The sequence below is a fragment of the Teichococcus deserti genome, assembly GCF_001982615.1.
GTDB lineage: Bacteria > Pseudomonadota > Alphaproteobacteria > Acetobacterales > Acetobacteraceae > Pseudoroseomonas > Pseudoroseomonas deserti.
Map to the genome: position 1 here is coordinate 1 of NZ_MLCO01000107.1, position 14,475 is coordinate 14,475.

The window sequence follows — 14,475 nt, forward strand, 5'->3', positions numbered from 1 at the left end:
ATCAGAGCCAGAGCCAGAGCCGCCCATGACCCGCCCGACCCATTACCTGCTGCGGATGCTGGTCTTCCTCGCCGCCGTGCTGGCGCTCTGCGCGCTGCTCTCGGGCGAGCTGGCCAATGCCTTCGCCGCCAACCCGCTGCTGAACGCCGTGATCCTCGGCGTGCTGCTGCTGGGCGTGGCCTGGAACATCCGCCAGGTGATGAGCCTGAAGCCCGAGGTCGAATGGCTGGAAGGCTTCCGCGCCCCCAAGCCCGGCGCCGCCGCCCGGCCGGAGCCGCGGCTGCTGGCGCCGATGGCCTCCATGATCGCGGCGCGGCGCGGCGACCGGCTGTCGCTCTCGGCCCCCGTCATGCGCAGCCTGCTGGACGGCATCGGCTCCCGCCTGGACGAGAGCCGCGAGCTGTCGCGCTACATGACCGGGCTGTCGATCTTCCTGGGCCTCCTCGGCACCTTCTGGGGCCTGATCCTGACCATCGGCGCCGTCGCCGAGGTCATCAACTCGATGTCGGTCGGCTCCGGTGACCTGAACCAGCTGTTCAACCAGCTGAAGTCGGGCCTGGCGCAGCCGCTGGCCGGCATGGGCATCGCCTTCTCCTCCTCGATGCTGGGCCTCGCCGGCGCGCTGGTGCTGGGTTTTCTCGACCTGACCGCGGGCCAGGCACAGAGCCGCTTCTACTCGGAGCTGGAAGAGTGGCTGGCCGGCGTCACCCGCCTCTCCTCGGGCGTGCTGGGCGGCGACGGCGAGGGCTCCGGCGGCTCCATCCCCGCCTATGTCCAGGCGCTGCTGGAGCAGACCGCCGAGAACCTCGAGAACCTGCAGCGCATCATGGCGCGCGGCGAAGAGGGCCGCGCCGCCTCGGCCCAGGCGCTGCACACCCTGACCGACCGGCTGTCGATCATGGCCGACCAGATGCGCGCCAACCAGGTGCTGATGCAGCGCATGGCCGAGGCCCAGTCCGGCCTGGCCCCCGCCATCGCCCGCCTCACCGAGGCCCAGGCGCATGCCGCCCAGGTCGCCGCCCATGCGCCCTCGGCCATCGACGACGCCTCGCGCGCGCATCTGCGCAACATCGAGGTCTACCTGGCGCGGATGAGCGAGGACGTGGCCCAGGGCCGCGCCCAGTCCACCGCCGAGATCCGCGGCGAGATCAAGATCCTGGCCCGCACCATCGCGGCGCTGGCCGAGGAAGGCCCGCGCTGATGCCGCGCCTTCGCTCGGGAGAGGCCTGAGCCATGGCCCTCGGACGCCGCGGCCAGCGGGAGCAGCCGAATGCCTGGCCCGGCTATGTGGACGCCCTGTCCACCCTGCTGATGGTCATCATTTTCGTTCTTCTCGTCTTTGTCCTCGCCCAGGGCTTTCTGTCCGTTGCCCTGTCGTCGCGGGACCAGGCGCTGGACCGGCTGAACCGGCAGGTCTCCGAATTGGCGGAGCTGCTGGCGCTGGAGCGCGGCCAGGGAGAAGAACTGCGCGGCAACCTGTCGCGGCTGACCGAGGAGCTGCGCGGCGCGGCCGCCGCGCGCGACACCGCCCTCTCCCAGCTCTCGGGCCTGCGCGACGAGCGCGACCGCCAGGGCGCCGAGCGCGAGGCGCTGCGCGGCGAGCGCGACCGCCTGGCTGCGCGCCTGGCCGATCTCGACCTCTCGGCCGGCGGCGCCGCCGCCCGCATCGCCGCCCTCGAGCAGCGCCTGGCCGAGGCCCAGTCCCGCGCCGAGGCGATCGGCGGCGGCAGCGCCCAGACCATGCGCGACCTGTCCGAAACCCGCCGCGCCCTGGAGGCCGAGCGCGCCGCATTGGCCGAGACGCGCAGCCAGCTGGCCGCCGCCCAGGCCCGCGCCGGCACCGCCGAGACCGCGCGCGACGGCAACCTGGCCCAGCTGGCCGAGACCCGCGCGCAGCTGGCCGCCGCCCAGGCGGCGCTGGCCACGCTGCGGCGCGAGCTGGAGACGATCAACCAGACGGTGACCGCCGACCGCGCCACCATCGAGGCGCGGCTGGCCGATATCGCCCGGCTGAACCTGCAGGTGCAGCAGCTGACCGCGCTGCGCGACGATCTGGAAAAACGCGCTGCCGCGGCGCTCGCCCGCGCCGGCGACCAGGAGAAGGCGCGCAGCGCGGCGGAAGAGCTGGCCGCCGCCGAGGCCGCCCGCCGCACGGCGGCCGAAGCCTCCGTCGCCGCCGCGGCCGCCGCCCAGCGCCGCGCCGAGGCCGCCTCCACCACCGCGACCGAGGCGCAGCGCCGCGCCGAGGCCGAAGGCGGCGAGCATGCCCGCCTGGCCGAGAGCGCCCGCGCCCAGGTCGCCCTGCTGACCCAGCGCCTGGCCGAGCTGCGCGCCGAGCTGTCCCGCGTGGCCGGCCTGCTGGATGCCCAGGAAAGTGCGGGCCGCGACAAGGACGCGCAGATCAGCGCGCTCGGCCAGCGGCTGAACGCGGCGCTGGCGGCCCGCGTCGAGGAGCTGCAGCGCTACCGCTCCGACTTCTTTGGCCGGCTGCGCAGCGTCATGGGCGAGCGGCCGGAGGTGCGCATCGTCGGCGACCGCTTCGTCTTCCAGAGCGAGGTGCTGTTTCCCGTTGGCAGCGCCGACCTGTCGGCCAACGGCCAGCAGCAGCTGCGCGCGCTGGCGCAGGTGCTGCTGGAGATCAGCCGGCAGTTCCCGCCCGACCTCGCCTGGGTGCTGCGCGTCGACGGCCATGCCGACCGCAGCCCGATCCGCGGCGGCGGCCGCTTCGCCAGCAACTGGGAGCTGTCCTCGGCCCGCGCCATCGCGGTGGCCCAGCTGCTGATCGGCGAGGGCCTGCCGGCCAACCGCGTCGCCGCCACCGCCTTCTCGGAATACCAGCCGCTGGATGGCGGCGATTCGCCCGAGGCCCTGGCCCGCAACCGCCGCATCGAGCTGCGGCTGACGGATCGCTGAACCTGCGGCTCAAAGCTGGCGGGAGACGTCCCGGCGCTGGTGGAGGATGCGGATCACCTCCACTGTTCCGTCAGGGGCCCGCATGAAGAACAGCAGATGGGCGCCGGCCTGGGCGACGCGGTAGCCGGGGCGGATGCGGTCCACGGCGCGGCCGGGAATGCTGCCCTCGGCCAGGCTGTCGCAGAGGTCGCGGATGGCGAGCAGATAGCGCTCCGCCTGGATCCCGCCCCAGCGGTCCAGCGTGGAGTCCCAGATATCGTCGAGATCGGCCTGCGCCGCCGGGGTGAGCCGGAAGCCGCTCATTCCGCCGCGGCGCGGCGTTTCCGGTCGAGGAAGGCGTCGAAGTCGAAGGCCGTGGCGGGCCCGGACTTTTCCCCGTCGACCAGGGCCGCCTGCAGCGCGGCGAGCTTTGCCTCGTTCTCCTCCAGCAGCCGCAGCCCGGCGCGGACGACATCGCTGGCCGAGCCGTAGCGGCCGCCCTCGACCTGGCGGTCGATGAACTCGGCAAAATGGTCGCCGAGGGACATGGATGTGTTGCGCGCCATCGCGACCTCCCGTGCAGTACCAGGATGTACCAACGGTTGGCATGATTTCAAGGAGAGGTTGGGGCCTCTGGTGCGGGTGGTCGGACTCGAACCGACACTCCTTTCGGAACCGGATTTTGAGTCCGGCGCGTCTACCATTTCACCACACCCGCGGGAGGGGCTTCCGCAATAGCCGATGCGGAAGCGGCCGTCACGGGGGCAGCTGGGCCTGATCTGCACATGGCCGCCGGCCCTGCCGGCCAAGTGCCCGGAGGCGCGCCGCCGCCTGTGCGGCGCCAGCCAAGCTGCCGGGGGCAGCGCCGGCGCCTGAGGCAGCCATCACGTCATCGGGGCCAGAACCGGCGCATAGCCCGGACGCTGGCGCAGCCGGTCGTACCAGGCGCGCAGGTTGGGCAGGTCCGGGCGCTCGATCGGCAGGGCGAACCAGCGATGCGCGAAGATGCCCAGCGCCATGTCGGCCAGGCTGAAGCCGCCGGTCAGGAAGTCGCGCCCCTCGAGCTGGCGGTCGACCATGGTCCACAGCGCTGCCGCCTTCACCCGGGCGGCCTCGGTCGCCGGCCAGTCGCGCTCGGCCTCGGGGATGCGGACATGGGTGAAGAAGATGGTGGTCATCGGCGCCGAGAGATGCGCCAGCTGCCAGTCCATCCAGCGCTCGATATCGGCGCGGGCGCGGGCGTCGCCAGGGTAGAGCGCCTCGCCGCCCGGGCGGGTCGCGGCCAGGTGGCGCAGGATGGCGTTGCTTTCCCACAGCGCCCAGCCGTCGTCTTCCTGCCAGACCGGCACCAGGCTGTTCGGGTTCATCGCCCGGAAGGCCGGCTCCTGCGTCAGGCCGAAGGCGCCGCCGGCGTCGCGCCGCTCATGCGCGAGGCCCAGCTCGGTGCAGAGCCACATCACCTTCATCACGTTGCTGCTGTTGGGACGGCCCCACAGGATGGGCATGCTGGACTCCTGCCGCGGATCGGCGACACGCTATGCGTGCGGCGCCGCACGGTCCAGCCGCCCTGGCGCTTGACCCGGCGGCCGGACGGGACAAGGTTCCGGGTTCAGGCCCCCGCGACCGTTGCGGCGGCCCGTCCTGGCGTCTCCGGTGCGGAGCAGGCAGGACGCGCCGCGTCAGGAGCTTCTGCATGAACCAGGTACTGCCTGCCTCGCTGCACCCGGACGGCGACCTCGAAGCCCTGCAGGAGGTGACCGGCATGCTCGACCCGGTCTGGTCGCGGATCCGCCAGGAGGCCGAGGCCGCGGCGCTGCGCGAGCCGGAGCTGGCCGGCTTCCTGCACGCGGCGGTGCTGCAGCACGAGACGCTGGAATCCGCCCTGTCCAGCCGCGTCGCCGACCGGCTGGACCATGCCGACATCCCCGGCACCCTGCTGCGCCGCAGCCTGGAGCGGGCGCTCGCCGAGGACCCGGCGCTGCGCGAGGCGGTGCGCAGCGACATCATGGCCGTCGTCGACCGCGACCCGGCGACCGGCCGGGCGCTGGAGCCGCTGCTCTACTACAAGGGATTCCACGCGCTCTGCGCCCATCGGCTGGCGCATTGCCTCTGGGTCGAGGGCCGGCGCGACCTGGCGCTCTGGCTGCAGTCGCGCAGCTCCGTGGTGTTCCAGACCGACATCCACCCGGCGGTGCCGATGGGCCGCGGCATCTTCCTCGACCACGCGACCGGCCTCGTCATCGGGGAGACCGCGGTGATCGAGGACAATGTCTCGATCCTGCAGGGCGTGACGCTGGGCGGCACCGGCAAGGAGGGCGGCGACCGCCACCCGAAGATCCGCCAGGGCGTGCTGGTCGGCGCCGGCGCCAAGGTGCTGGGCAATATCGAGGTCGGCCATTGCGCCCGCATCGCCGCCGGCTCGGTGGTGCTGAAGGCGGTGCCGGCGGGCTCGACCGTTGCCGGCGTGCCTGCGCGGGTGGTGGGGCAGGCCTGCGCCGAGCCGTCGCGCGCCATGGACCAGATGCTGGACCCGAACGAGGACTGATGCCGCTCTCGCTGCTGGTGGCGCTGCTCGCCGCCGCCGCCCCGCTGCTGGCCATGGCCAGCGAGCGCTGGGGCGGGCTGAATCCCTGCCTGCTCTGCCTGTGGCAGCGCGGCCCCTACTGGGTCGCCGCGCTGCTCGCCCTGATGGCGGTGATGGCGATGCGCCAGCCGAAGCTGGCCCGCGTGCTGACCGCCCTGGCTGGCATCGCGGTGCTCGCCTCTGCCCTGGTCGCCGCGGTGCATGTCGGCGTCGAGCTCAAGTGGTGGCCCTCCCCCCTGCCCGGCTGCGCGGCACCGAATGCGGGCGCCGCACGGACGGTCGAGGAGATGATGAACAGCCTGGCCGCCGCCCCGGCCAAGCCCTGCGACGAGCCGACCTTCCTGATCCCCGGCCTGCCGGTGTCCATGGCGGCGATGAACCTGCTCTATGCGCTGGGGCTGGGCGGGCTGACGCTGTGGCTCGCGGCGCGGCGCGCCGGCGCCGATGCCGAAGGGCGCTGACGGGGGCCTTGCGCTGACGCATGATGGCCGGGCCTCTGCCCGGACCTGGCCCATGCGCTTCCGCCTGCCTGCCCTGCTTCTCGTCCTGCTGACCGCGGCCTGCGCCGGGCGGGAGGCGGCGCAGCCGCGGCAGGCGCTGCTGGACCAGCTGCCCGGGCAGATCAACGGCTTCGTCGCCCTCCCGGCCGAGGCCTCGCCGGCGCCGCCTTCCGGCATGCTGGCGCGGGCCTATCGGGCGGGGGGCAGCAACGGCCCGCTGATCCGGGTGACGGTGCAGCCGCGGCCGGCGGTGCAGGGGCTGAGCGACAGTCCGGACTCGCTGGACGTGCGGGCGGTGCTGACTGCCGAGGCGACGGCGATGTTCGGCTTCGCCGGCAACCTGCCGCAGATCCGCGCCGAGCGCGGCAGCGACTTCTCGATCGGCCGGCGGGGCGGGCAGCCGCTGCTGCGCTGCGTCGACATCCGGCTGCTGGGCCAGGACAGCGTGCTGCGCAACCTGACCTGCGCCACGGGGCTGCAGGGCCAGGTGGTGCGGGTGCAGATGGTGACCGGCCACCGCCCCGACCAGCTGGAGCTGGTGCAGCGGGTGGTCGCCGAATTCGGCGGCAAGGCGATCGAGAGCCTGATGGGCCTGCCGGCCGAACCGGCCGCTGCCCCTCCCGCCCAGCCGCCCGAGGAACAGGAGCTGCCCCCCGAGCTGCTGCGCCGCCTGCCCCGCGCCTGAGCTGTCGCGCGGCAGCACAGACAGAAAGAAGAAGGGGTTCCAGGGGAATTCCTTCCCCTGGCCTTGCTTGCTTACCCTTCGAGCTCGGTATCCCAGTACAGATAATCCCGCCAGCTCTCATGCAGGTAGTTCGGCGGGAACATCCGCCCGTTGTCCTGCAGCTCCCAGCCGGTCGGCTGGCGCGGTTCGCGGCGCGGGAACATGCGGATCTCGGCCGGCAGCCTGGAGCCCTTGCGCAGGTTGCAGGGCCCGCAGGCGGTGACGACGTTCTCCCAGCTGGTGCGGCCGCCACGGCTGCGCGGGATGACGTGGTCGAAGGTCAGCTCCTGGGTCGGCCGCTCCTCGCCGCAGTAGACGCAGGAGAAGCTGTCGCGCAGGAAGACGTTGAAGCGGGTGAAGGCCGGCCGCCGGGCCGAGGGGATGTATTCGCGCAGCGCGATGACGCTGGGCAGGCGCACGGCGTGGCGCGGCGAGCGCACCGTGGTGTCGTATTCGGACAGCACCGAGACGCGGTCGAGATAGACCGCCTTCACCGCATCCTGCCAGGACCAGAGCGACAGCGGGAAATAGGAGAGCGGCCGGAAATCGGCGTTCAGCACCAGCGCCGGGAAGCTGCCGAGTGCGGCGCCCGGACCTCCGCCTTGGCCGGGGGGAGTGATCCCGCCCTGGCCGGAAACAGCCAAACCGTCAGGCAAGCGCCGCTCCTTTCAAGCTGCGCGCCTCAACCCCTGGGGCCGGACCGGGCGGTCGGGCCCCAGATATCGTGGCGCCGCCGGTGTGCGAAGGAGTCATGCCAGCCCCTGGCAGCCGGCGCAACATCCGGCCGCGCGGGTTTCACGGGGCTGTCACTCAGGCTGGCGCTTCAGGGTTCGGAAGGCGCCTCCAGCCGGGCCGCGGCGCGCTGCAGCGCCAGGCCGCCAAAGGACAGTCCGGCATCGTCGATGCCATGGCCGAGCCGCGGGACATAGAGCGCCTCGACCGGGACGCCGCTGGCGCGCAGCACCGCCTCGGCCGAGCGGCTGGCCTGGACGGGCACCACCTCGTCGGCCTCGCCATGCACCAGCAGCACCTCCGGCCGGCCCTGCAGCTCGGCCGCCAGCAGCTCTTCCGCGATCAGCCGGCCGGAATAGGCCAGGATGGCCGCCGGCGGCATGGCGCGGCGCAGGCCGGTGTCGAGCGCCATCATCGCCCCCTGGCTGAAGCCCATCAGCACCACGGCGCTCTCGGGCAGGCCGGCGGCGGCGCATTCCTCGGCGATGGCGCGGTCCAGCAGCGGGCGCGCCACCTGGATCCCGGCCAGCAGCCGCGCCGGGCTGCGGTCCTGCAGGCTGAACCACTGCTTGCCATAGGGCCCGGCCTCGCAGGGCAGCGGCGCATGCGGGGCGATGAACAGGGCGTCGGGCACGGCGCGCCCCCAGCCGGGCGCGAGGTCGATCAGGTCATGGGCATCGGCGCCATAGCCGTGCAGCAGGAAGACGATCAGCTTCGGCGCGCCGCCCGAGGCCGGTCCCCAGCGCAATCCATCCAATGCGGCCATGCGGCGCCCCCTTGCTGCGGTCAGGCCGCATCCGCTACGCGCGATCGGTGATGGCCGCAACCTTCGTCACGCGCTTCGCCCCCAGCCCCACCGGACAGCTCCATCTGGGGCATGCGCACAGCGCCCTGCTGGGCTGGCGCGCCGCGCGCCAGGCGGGGGGGCGTTTTCTCCTGCGGATCGAGGATATCGACCCGGTCCGCTGCCGGCCCGAATTCACCACCGGCATCCTGCAGGACCTGGCCTGGCTGGGCATCGACTGGGACGGGCCCGTCCGCATCCAGTCCGGGCATCTTCCCGACTATCGCGCGGTGCTGGAAAAGCTCTCGGGCGAGGGCCTGCTCTATCCCTGCTTCTGCACCCGGGCCGACATCGCCCGCGAGGTCGCCGCCATCGGCCATGCCCCGCACGGCCCAGACGGTCTCCTGTATCCGGGCACCTGCCGCCGCCTGTCGGCCGCCGAACGCGCCGAGCGCATCGAGGCCGGCGAAGCCTATGCGCTCCGCCTCGACATGGAGGCGGCGCTGGCCCGGGCGAAGGGCCCCCTCGCCTTCCTGGAGCACGGGCGGCGCCTGCGCTGCGAACCGGCCCGCTTCGGCGACGTGGTGCTGGCGCGGAAGGACACGCCGGCCAGCTACCATCTCTGCGTCACCCATGACGATGCGCTTCAGGGCGTCAGCTGCATCACCCGCGCCGTGGACCTGCTGCCGGCCACCGACCTGCACCGGCTGCTGCAGCACCTGATGGGGTGGCCGGCGCCGCGCTATGCCCACCATCCCCTGCGGCTTGGCCCCGACGGCAAGCGGCTGTCGAAGCGCGACAAGGCCCCGACCCTGGCTGCCCTGCGCGAGGCCGGCCACAGCCCGGAGGCCGTCCGGGCCATGGCCGCGGCGCCTCAGGCCGCGGCGGGGGTATAGAGGCCGGCCGCCACCGCCGCCTGGGTCGCCAGCGCCACCGACAGGTCCAGCGTCGGCGTCTCGACCCCGGCCAGCCGCGCCAGCTCCAGCGGGACGCGGAACAGCGCGTCGACCTCCATCGGCCGCCCGAGCTCCAGGTCCTGCAGGATGGAGGGCTTGTGCGCCAGCTTCGCCGAGCCGGCCAGCCGCTTGTCCAGCTCGAACTCGAAGCCCTGGCCGAGGGCAGCGGCCACCGCCATCGCCTCCTGCATGGCGCGGCGGATGGCGGCGCGCACCGCCGGATCGGCCAGCGTCCCGGCCATGCCCTGGCGCGACAGGATGGTGAAGGGCCCCTGCGCCAGGTTGCCCATCAGCTTCATCCAGATCTCGCGGCGGATCTCGGCCGTCACCTCGCCGGAGATGCCGCCCTTCGTCAGGTAGCCGGCGATCGCCCGGGCGCGCGGCGAATCGCGGCCGTCGACCTCGCCCAGGATCACCCGGTTGTTGGCATGCTCGGCCTTGATGACGCCGGGACGGGTCACCGTGCAGGCGGAATAGACCACGCCACCCAGCGTCCGCTCGATGCCGACGGCCCGGCGCAGCGCCTCGCCCGGATCAACCACCGGCAGGCGGCGGCCATCCAGCGGGCCGCCATGGCGGTCGAAATACCACCAGGGGATGCCGTTCATCACGAAGGCCACCGTGGTGTCGGGACCCAGCAGCGGCGCGATCGCCTCGGCGACCTGGGGCAGCGCCGGCGCCTTCACCGTCACGATCACGGCGTCCTGCGGGCCGAGCTCGGCCGCACTCCCGGCCGCGACGCGCAGATTGTGGGTGCCGTCGGGCGCCTCGACGGTCAGGCCGTCGGCCTGGATCGCAGCCAACTGCGCGCCGCGGGCGACGACCGAGGTCTCGGCGCCGCCCAAAGCCAGGCGGGCCGCCACATGGCCGCCGATCGCGCCGGCACCGAATACGCAAATCTTCATGTCACCCGTCCCAACACGGAAAGAAAAAAGGCCGGGGGAAGGAATTCCCCCGGACCCCCATCTTTTGTCTGATCCTCAGCGGCGCGTGAGGAGATCGAGCGCCACCCGCGACAAAGCCTCGACACCGGCCGGAATGCAGCCCTCGTCCGGCTGGTAGTCCGCATTGTGCAGCCGATCGTCGCGGCCGGCCGTGCCCGAGCCGATCGACAGCTGCACCGAAGGGACGCGGTCGGCAAAGGCAGAAAAATCCTCGGAGCCCATGCTGGGCTGGCCTTCGGACACCGCATCCGTGCCGAACTGCGCGTTCAGCGAGGCCAGCGCCGGCTCCAGCACGCTGTCGGCATTCACCAGCGGCGGCACCATGCGGCGGTATTCAAGCGTGGCGCTCACCCGCATGCCGGTCTCGATGCCGGCGATCAGCCGCCGCAGCGAGGCCTCGGCCAGGTCGCGCGCCTCGCTGTGCAGGGTGCGCACCGTGCCCTTCAGCGACACCCGCTCGGGGATGATGTTGTAGGTGGTGCCGCCCACCGACTGGCCGATGGTGACCACCGCCGGATGCAACGGCTTCACCTCGCGCGAGACGACGGTTTGCGCCTGGGTCACGAAATGCGCCGCCGCCACGATGGGGTCGACCGCGGCATAGGGATGCGCCGCATGGCCCGAGCGGCCGCGCAGGGTCAGGTCGAACAGGTCGGAGGCGGCCAGGCAGGCGCCGCGCACATAGGCGAATCGGCCGACCGCGTATTCCGGCTGGTTGTGGAAGCCGAGCGCCATGTCGATGCCCTCGGCCGCGCCATCGGCGATCATCGCCGCCGCGCCCTGCAGGGTTTCTTCCGCCGGCTGGAAGACCAGCACGACGCGGCCGGCCAGCCGCGGCGCCAGCTCCTTCAGGATGGCGGCGACGCCCAGCAGGGTCACGGTGTGGATGTCGTGGCCGCAGGCATGCATCTTGCCATCGACGGTCGAGGCGAAGGGCAGCCCTGTCTCCTCATGGATCGGCAGCGCGTCCATGTCGGCGCGGATCGCGAGCGTGGGCCCCGGCTGGCCGCCCTCGATCAGCCCCAGCACGCCGGTGCGGCCGATCCCCGTGCGATGCGGGATGCCCAGCCGCGCCAGCTCCGCCGCCACCAGCCCGGCCGTGCGCACCTCCTCGAAGGCCAGCTCGGGATGCGCATGGATGTCGCGGCGCAGCGCAATCAGCTGCGGCGCCAGGGTCGAGGCCGCCTGCCGCAGCGGGCCGGCGGGGTCGTTGAACAGAAATTCGTTTGTCATCTCGGTGAACTTCCCATTTCAGCAGGGCACGGCCTGGCAGCGGTACCGTTTGTTGCGCCGCAGCGAAGATGAACTTTCGTTAATGAATGGATGCTGCCTTGCCGCCGCACATTTCCGTGCCATAGGTTGCCCCGCAATCCGCATCGGGGGGAGGGGTGGAATTGGGTGCCGGCGCCGTAAAAGGGGATTCCGGGCAAAACCGGGTCGCGCGGTCCGGCCACGATTCCGGACGCGAGGGCTGCCACGGGGTCCTCTGTCCAGGGCGGCTTGTCACCTGAAGCACAGCCTGCATTCTGACCTCGACCGGTCCTGCGCTTCCGCGCAGGGCCTTCGATCTCGGCTGGCCGCAAGGCCAGGCGGCCGCGGCGCGGTGCCGCGGCCTTTCGCATGGTGACGATGACGGGCGCGTGCCTGCCGCGCGTGGGGTTCAAGAAGGAATCGGCATGAGGATCAACGCAAAAGACCTTGCCTCCGGCATCTTGCTGGTAGCTTTGGCGGTCATCGGCCTGTGGCTGAACACCGAGCACACGCTGGGCTCGGCGCGGCGCATGGGCCCCGGCTACATGCCGATGCTGGTGTTCTGGCTGGAATTGGGCCTGGGCGCGATCGTGCTCGCCACCGCCTTCTTCGGCGGCACCGACCCGCTGGAGAAATGGACGAAGCTGGACTTCGTCACCCTCTTCGTCGGCATCGGCGTGACGCTGGTGGCCTATCCGCTGCTGGCCGCTATGCCGGCGCTGCAGGCCAACTGGTATGCGCTGGGCATCGCCATGGCCATCGGCTTCGCCGTGCTGGCGGTCAGCCCGGCCTGGCGCCCGCTGGCGATGATCCTGCTGGCCATGTGCGTCTTCGGCGTGCTGCTGGAACAGGGCGGCCTGATGCTGGCCATCACCTCGCTGGTGATCGTCTCGGCCTTCGCCGACCCGACGCACCGCCCGCTCGGCGTGGCGGGCTGCGTGGTGTTCCTGCTCGCGCTCTGCTGGTGGGTCTTCATCTACGAGCTCGACATCCGCGTGAATGTCTGGCCGGTCTTCTGAGGGCGCGGAGAAACCATGGAACTGCTTCTTGCCAATCTGGCGCATGGCTTCGGCGTTGCGCTCAGCTTTGATAACCTTCTCTTCGCCCTGCTCGGCGCGCTGATCGGCACCGCCATCGGCGTGCTGCCGGGCATCGGCCCCGTCGCCACCATCTCGCTGCTGCTGCCCATCACCTTCGGCCAGCCGGCCACCACCGCGATCATCATGCTCGCCGGCATCTACTACGGCGCGCAGTATGGCGGCTCGACCACCGCCATCCTGCTGAACCTTCCCGGCGAGGTCTCCTCCGTGGTGACCACGCTGGAAGGCTACAAGATGGCCCGCAACGGCCGCGCCGGCGCGGCGCTGGCCATCTCGGCGCTGGGTTCCTTCTTCGCCGGCTCGGTGGCCACCATCCTGGTCGCCGCCTCCGGCCCGCTGCTGACCGAGGTCGCCCTCTCCTTCGGCCCGGCGGACTACTTCTCGCTGATGCTGCTCGGCCTGATCATCTCGGCCGTGCTGGCGCAGGGCTCGGTGGTGAAGTCGGTCGGCATGGTGGTGCTGGGCGTCGCCCTCGGCCTGGTCGGCACCGACGTGCAGACCGGCCAGCAGCGCTTCACCTTCGGCATCCCCGAGCTGTCCGACGGCCTGAACTTCGCCGCCATCGCCATGGGCGTCTTCGGCATCGCCGAGATCATCCTGAACCTCGAGAACCCCGAGGTCCGCAGCGTGCTCTCGACCAAGGTGGGCTCGCTGTTCCTGACCAAGGAAGAGTGGAAGCGCGCCACGCCGTCGGTGCTGCGCGGCACCGTCATCGGCTCGGTGCTCGGCATCCTGCCGGGCGGCGGCGCCTCGCTGGCCTCCTTCGGCTCCTACATGATGGAGCGGAAGCTCTCCAAGGGCCGCAACGAGTTCGGCAACGGCGCCATCGAGGGCGTCGCCGGTCCGGAGGCCGCCAACAACGCGGCCGCCCAGACCAGCTTCATCCCGCTGCTGACGCTGGGCATCCCCTCCAACGCCGTCATGGCGCTGATGGTGGGCGCGCTGATCATCCAGGGCATCCAGCCCGGCCCGCGCATGGTGGAAGCCCAGCCCGACCTGTTCTGGGGCCTGATCTGCTCCATGTGGATCGGCAACGTCATGCTGCTCGTCATCAACCTGCCGATGATCGGCATGTGGGTGAAGCTGCTGCAGGTGCCGTACAAGTACATGTACCCGGCGATTCTCACCTTCTGTGCAATCGGCGTGTACTCGATCAACAACAGCGTCTTCGACGTCTACCAGACGGTGTTCTTCGCGGTGCTCGGCTACGTCTTCGCCAAGATCAAGATGGAGCCGGCGCCGCTGCTGGTCGGCTTCGTGCTTGGCCCGATGATGGAGGAGCATCTGCGTCGCGCCATGCTGCTGTCGCGCGGCGACCCGATGATCTTCATCCAGCGCCCGATCAGCGGCGTGCTGCTGGTCATCGCGGCGCTCGCCCTCGGCCTGATGCTGCTGCCGGGCCTGCGCAAGAAGAAGGAAGCGGCCATGGCGGGCTGACCGCCGGTTACATCTGCCGCAATTGTCATGAAGCCGCCCCGGTTGAAAAACCGGGGCGGCTTTTCTTTTGCCCGGCTTGGCGTATGCTTGGGCTATACGGGCATGGAGTGGTTTGATGGCTGACCCTGCGCAGCGCAGCATCGTTCCGGTGATTCTCTGCGGCGGCACGGGCAGCCGCCTCTGGCCGCTGTCGCGCGAGGCCTTCCCGAAGCAGTTCTGGCCGCTGCTGTCGAAGCAGACCATGCTGCAGGACACCGTCGCCCGCGCCACCGGCGCCGGCTTTGCCGAGCCCCTGGTGATCAGCAACCAGGCGCACCGCTTCCTGGTCGCCGAGCAGCTGCGCGAGGCCGGCGTCAAGGAAGCCCGCATCGTGCTCGAGCCGGTGGCGCGCAACAGCGCCCCCGCCATCGCCGCCGCCGCGCTCCTGGCGCAGGAGGCCAATCCGCACGACGTGCTGTGGCTGATGGCCGCGGACGCCGCGATCAGCGACACCCCCGCCCTGCACGAGGCCCTGGCCCGCGCCGCCGCCGCCGCGCGCGCCGGACGCATCGTCGCCTTCGGCATGAAGCCC

16 protein-coding genes and 1 tRNA gene are annotated in these 14,475 nt (G+C 71.7%); 9 read left to right on the forward strand and 8 right to left on the reverse strand.

All coding sequences use genetic code 11. The annotated features are described in order from the left end of the window. Positions 1–25 precede the first annotated feature (25 nt). Both BKE38_RS13070 and BKE38_RS13075 read left to right on the forward strand, forming a co-directional pair. On the forward strand, positions 26–1,201 hold the full coding sequence (locus tag BKE38_RS13070) for a flagellar motor protein MotA (protein WP_076957756.1): 1,176 nt from the start codon (positions 26–28) through the stop codon (positions 1,199–1,201). Positions 1,202–1,233: 32 nt separating this feature from the next. After that, entirely contained in the window at positions 1,234–2,913 is a 1,680-nt protein-coding gene (locus BKE38_RS13075; RefSeq protein ID WP_076957757.1) for a peptidoglycan -binding protein, read from the forward strand. A gap of 9 nt (positions 2,914–2,922) precedes the next feature. On the opposite strand, the gene BKE38_RS13080 is transcribed toward BKE38_RS13075, so the two are convergent. The 4 genes from BKE38_RS13080 to BKE38_RS13095 all read right to left on the reverse strand — a co-directional run bounded on the left by BKE38_RS13080 (position 2,923) and on the right by BKE38_RS13095 (position 4,397). Next, the gene (locus tag BKE38_RS13080) at positions 2,923–3,216 is read right to left on the reverse strand and encodes a type II toxin-antitoxin system RelE/ParE family toxin (protein ID WP_076957758.1); all 294 of its coding nucleotides are present in this window, start codon (positions 3,214–3,216) and stop codon (positions 2,923–2,925) included. Continuing rightward, on the reverse strand, positions 3,213–3,458 hold the full coding sequence (locus BKE38_RS13085; protein WP_076957759.1) for a type II toxin-antitoxin system ParD family antitoxin: 246 nt from the start codon (positions 3,456–3,458) through the stop codon (positions 3,213–3,215). The genes BKE38_RS13080 and BKE38_RS13085 overlap by 4 nt, the downstream gene beginning before the upstream one ends. Before the next feature lie 68 nt (positions 3,459–3,526). Beyond that, positions 3,527–3,610, reverse strand: a tRNA-Leu gene (locus BKE38_RS13090). A gap of 166 nt (positions 3,611–3,776) precedes the next feature. After that, entirely contained in the window at positions 3,777–4,397 is a 621-nt protein-coding gene (locus BKE38_RS13095) for a glutathione S-transferase family protein (RefSeq protein ID WP_076957760.1), read from the reverse strand. Positions 4,398–4,585: 188 nt separating this feature from the next. On the opposite strand from BKE38_RS13095, the gene cysE reads away from it, so the two are divergent. Genes cysE through BKE38_RS13110 form a run of 3 tightly spaced genes read left to right on the forward strand, consistent with a single transcriptional unit; the run spans position 4,586 to position 6,661 of the window. Next, positions 4,586–5,437 (forward strand): serine O-acetyltransferase, encoded by an 852-nt coding sequence (gene cysE, locus BKE38_RS13100; protein ID WP_076957761.1) that lies wholly within the window; start codon positions 4,586–4,588, stop codon positions 5,435–5,437. After that, a complete protein-coding gene (locus BKE38_RS13105; RefSeq protein WP_076957762.1) occupies positions 5,437–5,937 on the forward strand; it encodes a disulfide bond formation protein B in 501 nt (166 codons plus the stop codon). The genes cysE and BKE38_RS13105 overlap by 1 nt, the downstream gene beginning before the upstream one ends. Positions 5,938–5,989: 52 nt before the next feature. Then, positions 5,990–6,661, forward strand: coding sequence for a hypothetical protein (locus BKE38_RS13110; RefSeq protein WP_076957763.1), 672 nt, complete (start codon positions 5,990–5,992; stop codon positions 6,659–6,661). A gap of 71 nt (positions 6,662–6,732) precedes the next feature. Here BKE38_RS13110 and BKE38_RS13115 read toward each other — a convergent pair whose 3' ends face one another. Both BKE38_RS13115 and BKE38_RS13120 read right to left on the reverse strand, forming a co-directional pair. Beyond that, on the reverse strand, positions 6,733–7,320 hold the full coding sequence (locus tag BKE38_RS13115; protein ID WP_076957769.1) for an HNH endonuclease: 588 nt from the start codon (positions 7,318–7,320) through the stop codon (positions 6,733–6,735). Positions 7,321–7,523: 203 nt separating this feature from the next. Continuing rightward, positions 7,524–8,198 (reverse strand): alpha/beta hydrolase, encoded by a 675-nt coding sequence (locus BKE38_RS13120; RefSeq protein WP_076957764.1) that lies wholly within the window; start codon positions 8,196–8,198, stop codon positions 7,524–7,526. A gap of 50 nt (positions 8,199–8,248) precedes the next feature. Between BKE38_RS13120 and gluQRS the strand changes: the two genes are divergently transcribed. Then, positions 8,249–9,112, forward strand: coding sequence for a tRNA glutamyl-Q(34) synthetase GluQRS (gene gluQRS / locus BKE38_RS13125; RefSeq protein ID WP_076957770.1), 864 nt, complete (start codon positions 8,249–8,251; stop codon positions 9,110–9,112). Here gluQRS and BKE38_RS13130 read toward each other — a convergent pair. Continuing rightward, positions 9,091–10,077, reverse strand: coding sequence for a ketopantoate reductase family protein (locus tag BKE38_RS13130; protein WP_076957765.1), 987 nt, complete (start codon positions 10,075–10,077; stop codon positions 9,091–9,093). The genes gluQRS and BKE38_RS13130 overlap by 22 nt on opposite strands. Before the next feature lie 75 nt (positions 10,078–10,152). Further along, positions 10,153–11,349, reverse strand: coding sequence for a M20 metallopeptidase family protein (locus BKE38_RS13135; protein ID WP_076957766.1), 1,197 nt, complete (start codon positions 11,347–11,349; stop codon positions 10,153–10,155). 443 nt (positions 11,350–11,792) lie between these two features. Between BKE38_RS13135 and BKE38_RS13140 the strand changes: the two genes are divergently transcribed. The 3 genes from BKE38_RS13140 to BKE38_RS13150 form a co-directional block, all read left to right on the forward strand. Next, the gene (locus BKE38_RS13140; RefSeq protein ID WP_076957767.1) at positions 11,793–12,386 is read left to right on the forward strand and encodes a hypothetical protein; all 594 of its coding nucleotides are present in this window, start codon (positions 11,793–11,795) and stop codon (positions 12,384–12,386) included. 15 nt (positions 12,387–12,401) lie between these two features. Continuing rightward, positions 12,402–13,904: a tripartite tricarboxylate transporter permease gene (locus tag BKE38_RS13145; protein ID WP_076957768.1), complete on the forward strand. Its 1,503-nt coding sequence runs from the start codon at positions 12,402–12,404 to the stop codon at positions 13,902–13,904. A 115-nt stretch (positions 13,905–14,019) separates the two neighbouring features. Further along, positions 14,020–14,475: sugar phosphate nucleotidyltransferase (locus BKE38_RS13150; RefSeq protein WP_165694178.1), on the forward strand; the 456-nt coding region annotated here is incomplete at its 3' end.

Excerpts from the sequence above, each read along its gene's own strand:
- BKE38_RS13070 (WP_076957756.1), top strand. The coding sequence starts at position 26 with ATGACCCGCCCGACCCATTACCTGCTGCGGATGCTGGTCTTCCTCGCC.
- BKE38_RS13075 (WP_076957757.1), top strand. The coding sequence starts at position 1,234 with ATGGCCCTCGGACGCCGCGGCCAGCGGGAGCAGCCGAATGCCTGGCCC.
- BKE38_RS13080 (WP_076957758.1), bottom strand. The coding sequence starts at position 3,216 with ATGAGCGGCTTCCGGCTCACCCCGGCGGCGCAGGCCGATCTCGACGAT.
- BKE38_RS13085 (WP_076957759.1), bottom strand. The coding sequence starts at position 3,458 with ATGGCGCGCAACACATCCATGTCCCTCGGCGACCATTTTGCCGAGTTC.
- BKE38_RS13095 (WP_076957760.1), bottom strand. The coding sequence starts at position 4,397 with ATGCCCATCCTGTGGGGCCGTCCCAACAGCAGCAACGTGATGAAGGTG.
- cysE (WP_076957761.1), top strand. The coding sequence starts at position 4,586 with ATGAACCAGGTACTGCCTGCCTCGCTGCACCCGGACGGCGACCTCGAA.
- BKE38_RS13105 (WP_076957762.1), top strand. The coding sequence starts at position 5,437 with ATGCCGCTCTCGCTGCTGGTGGCGCTGCTCGCCGCCGCCGCCCCGCTG.
- BKE38_RS13110 (WP_076957763.1), top strand. The coding sequence starts at position 5,990 with ATGCGCTTCCGCCTGCCTGCCCTGCTTCTCGTCCTGCTGACCGCGGCC.
- BKE38_RS13120 (WP_076957764.1), bottom strand. The coding sequence starts at position 8,198 with ATGGCCGCATTGGATGGATTGCGCTGGGGACCGGCCTCGGGCGGCGCG.
- gluQRS (WP_076957770.1), top strand. The coding sequence starts at position 8,249 with ATGGCCGCAACCTTCGTCACGCGCTTCGCCCCCAGCCCCACCGGACAG.
- BKE38_RS13130 (WP_076957765.1), bottom strand. The coding sequence starts at position 10,077 with ATGAAGATTTGCGTATTCGGTGCCGGCGCGATCGGCGGCCATGTGGCG.
- BKE38_RS13135 (WP_076957766.1), bottom strand. The coding sequence starts at position 11,349 with ATGACAAACGAATTTCTGTTCAACGACCCCGCCGGCCCGCTGCGGCAG.
- BKE38_RS13140 (WP_076957767.1), top strand. The coding sequence starts at position 11,793 with ATGAGGATCAACGCAAAAGACCTTGCCTCCGGCATCTTGCTGGTAGCT.
- BKE38_RS13145 (WP_076957768.1), top strand. The coding sequence starts at position 12,402 with ATGGAACTGCTTCTTGCCAATCTGGCGCATGGCTTCGGCGTTGCGCTC.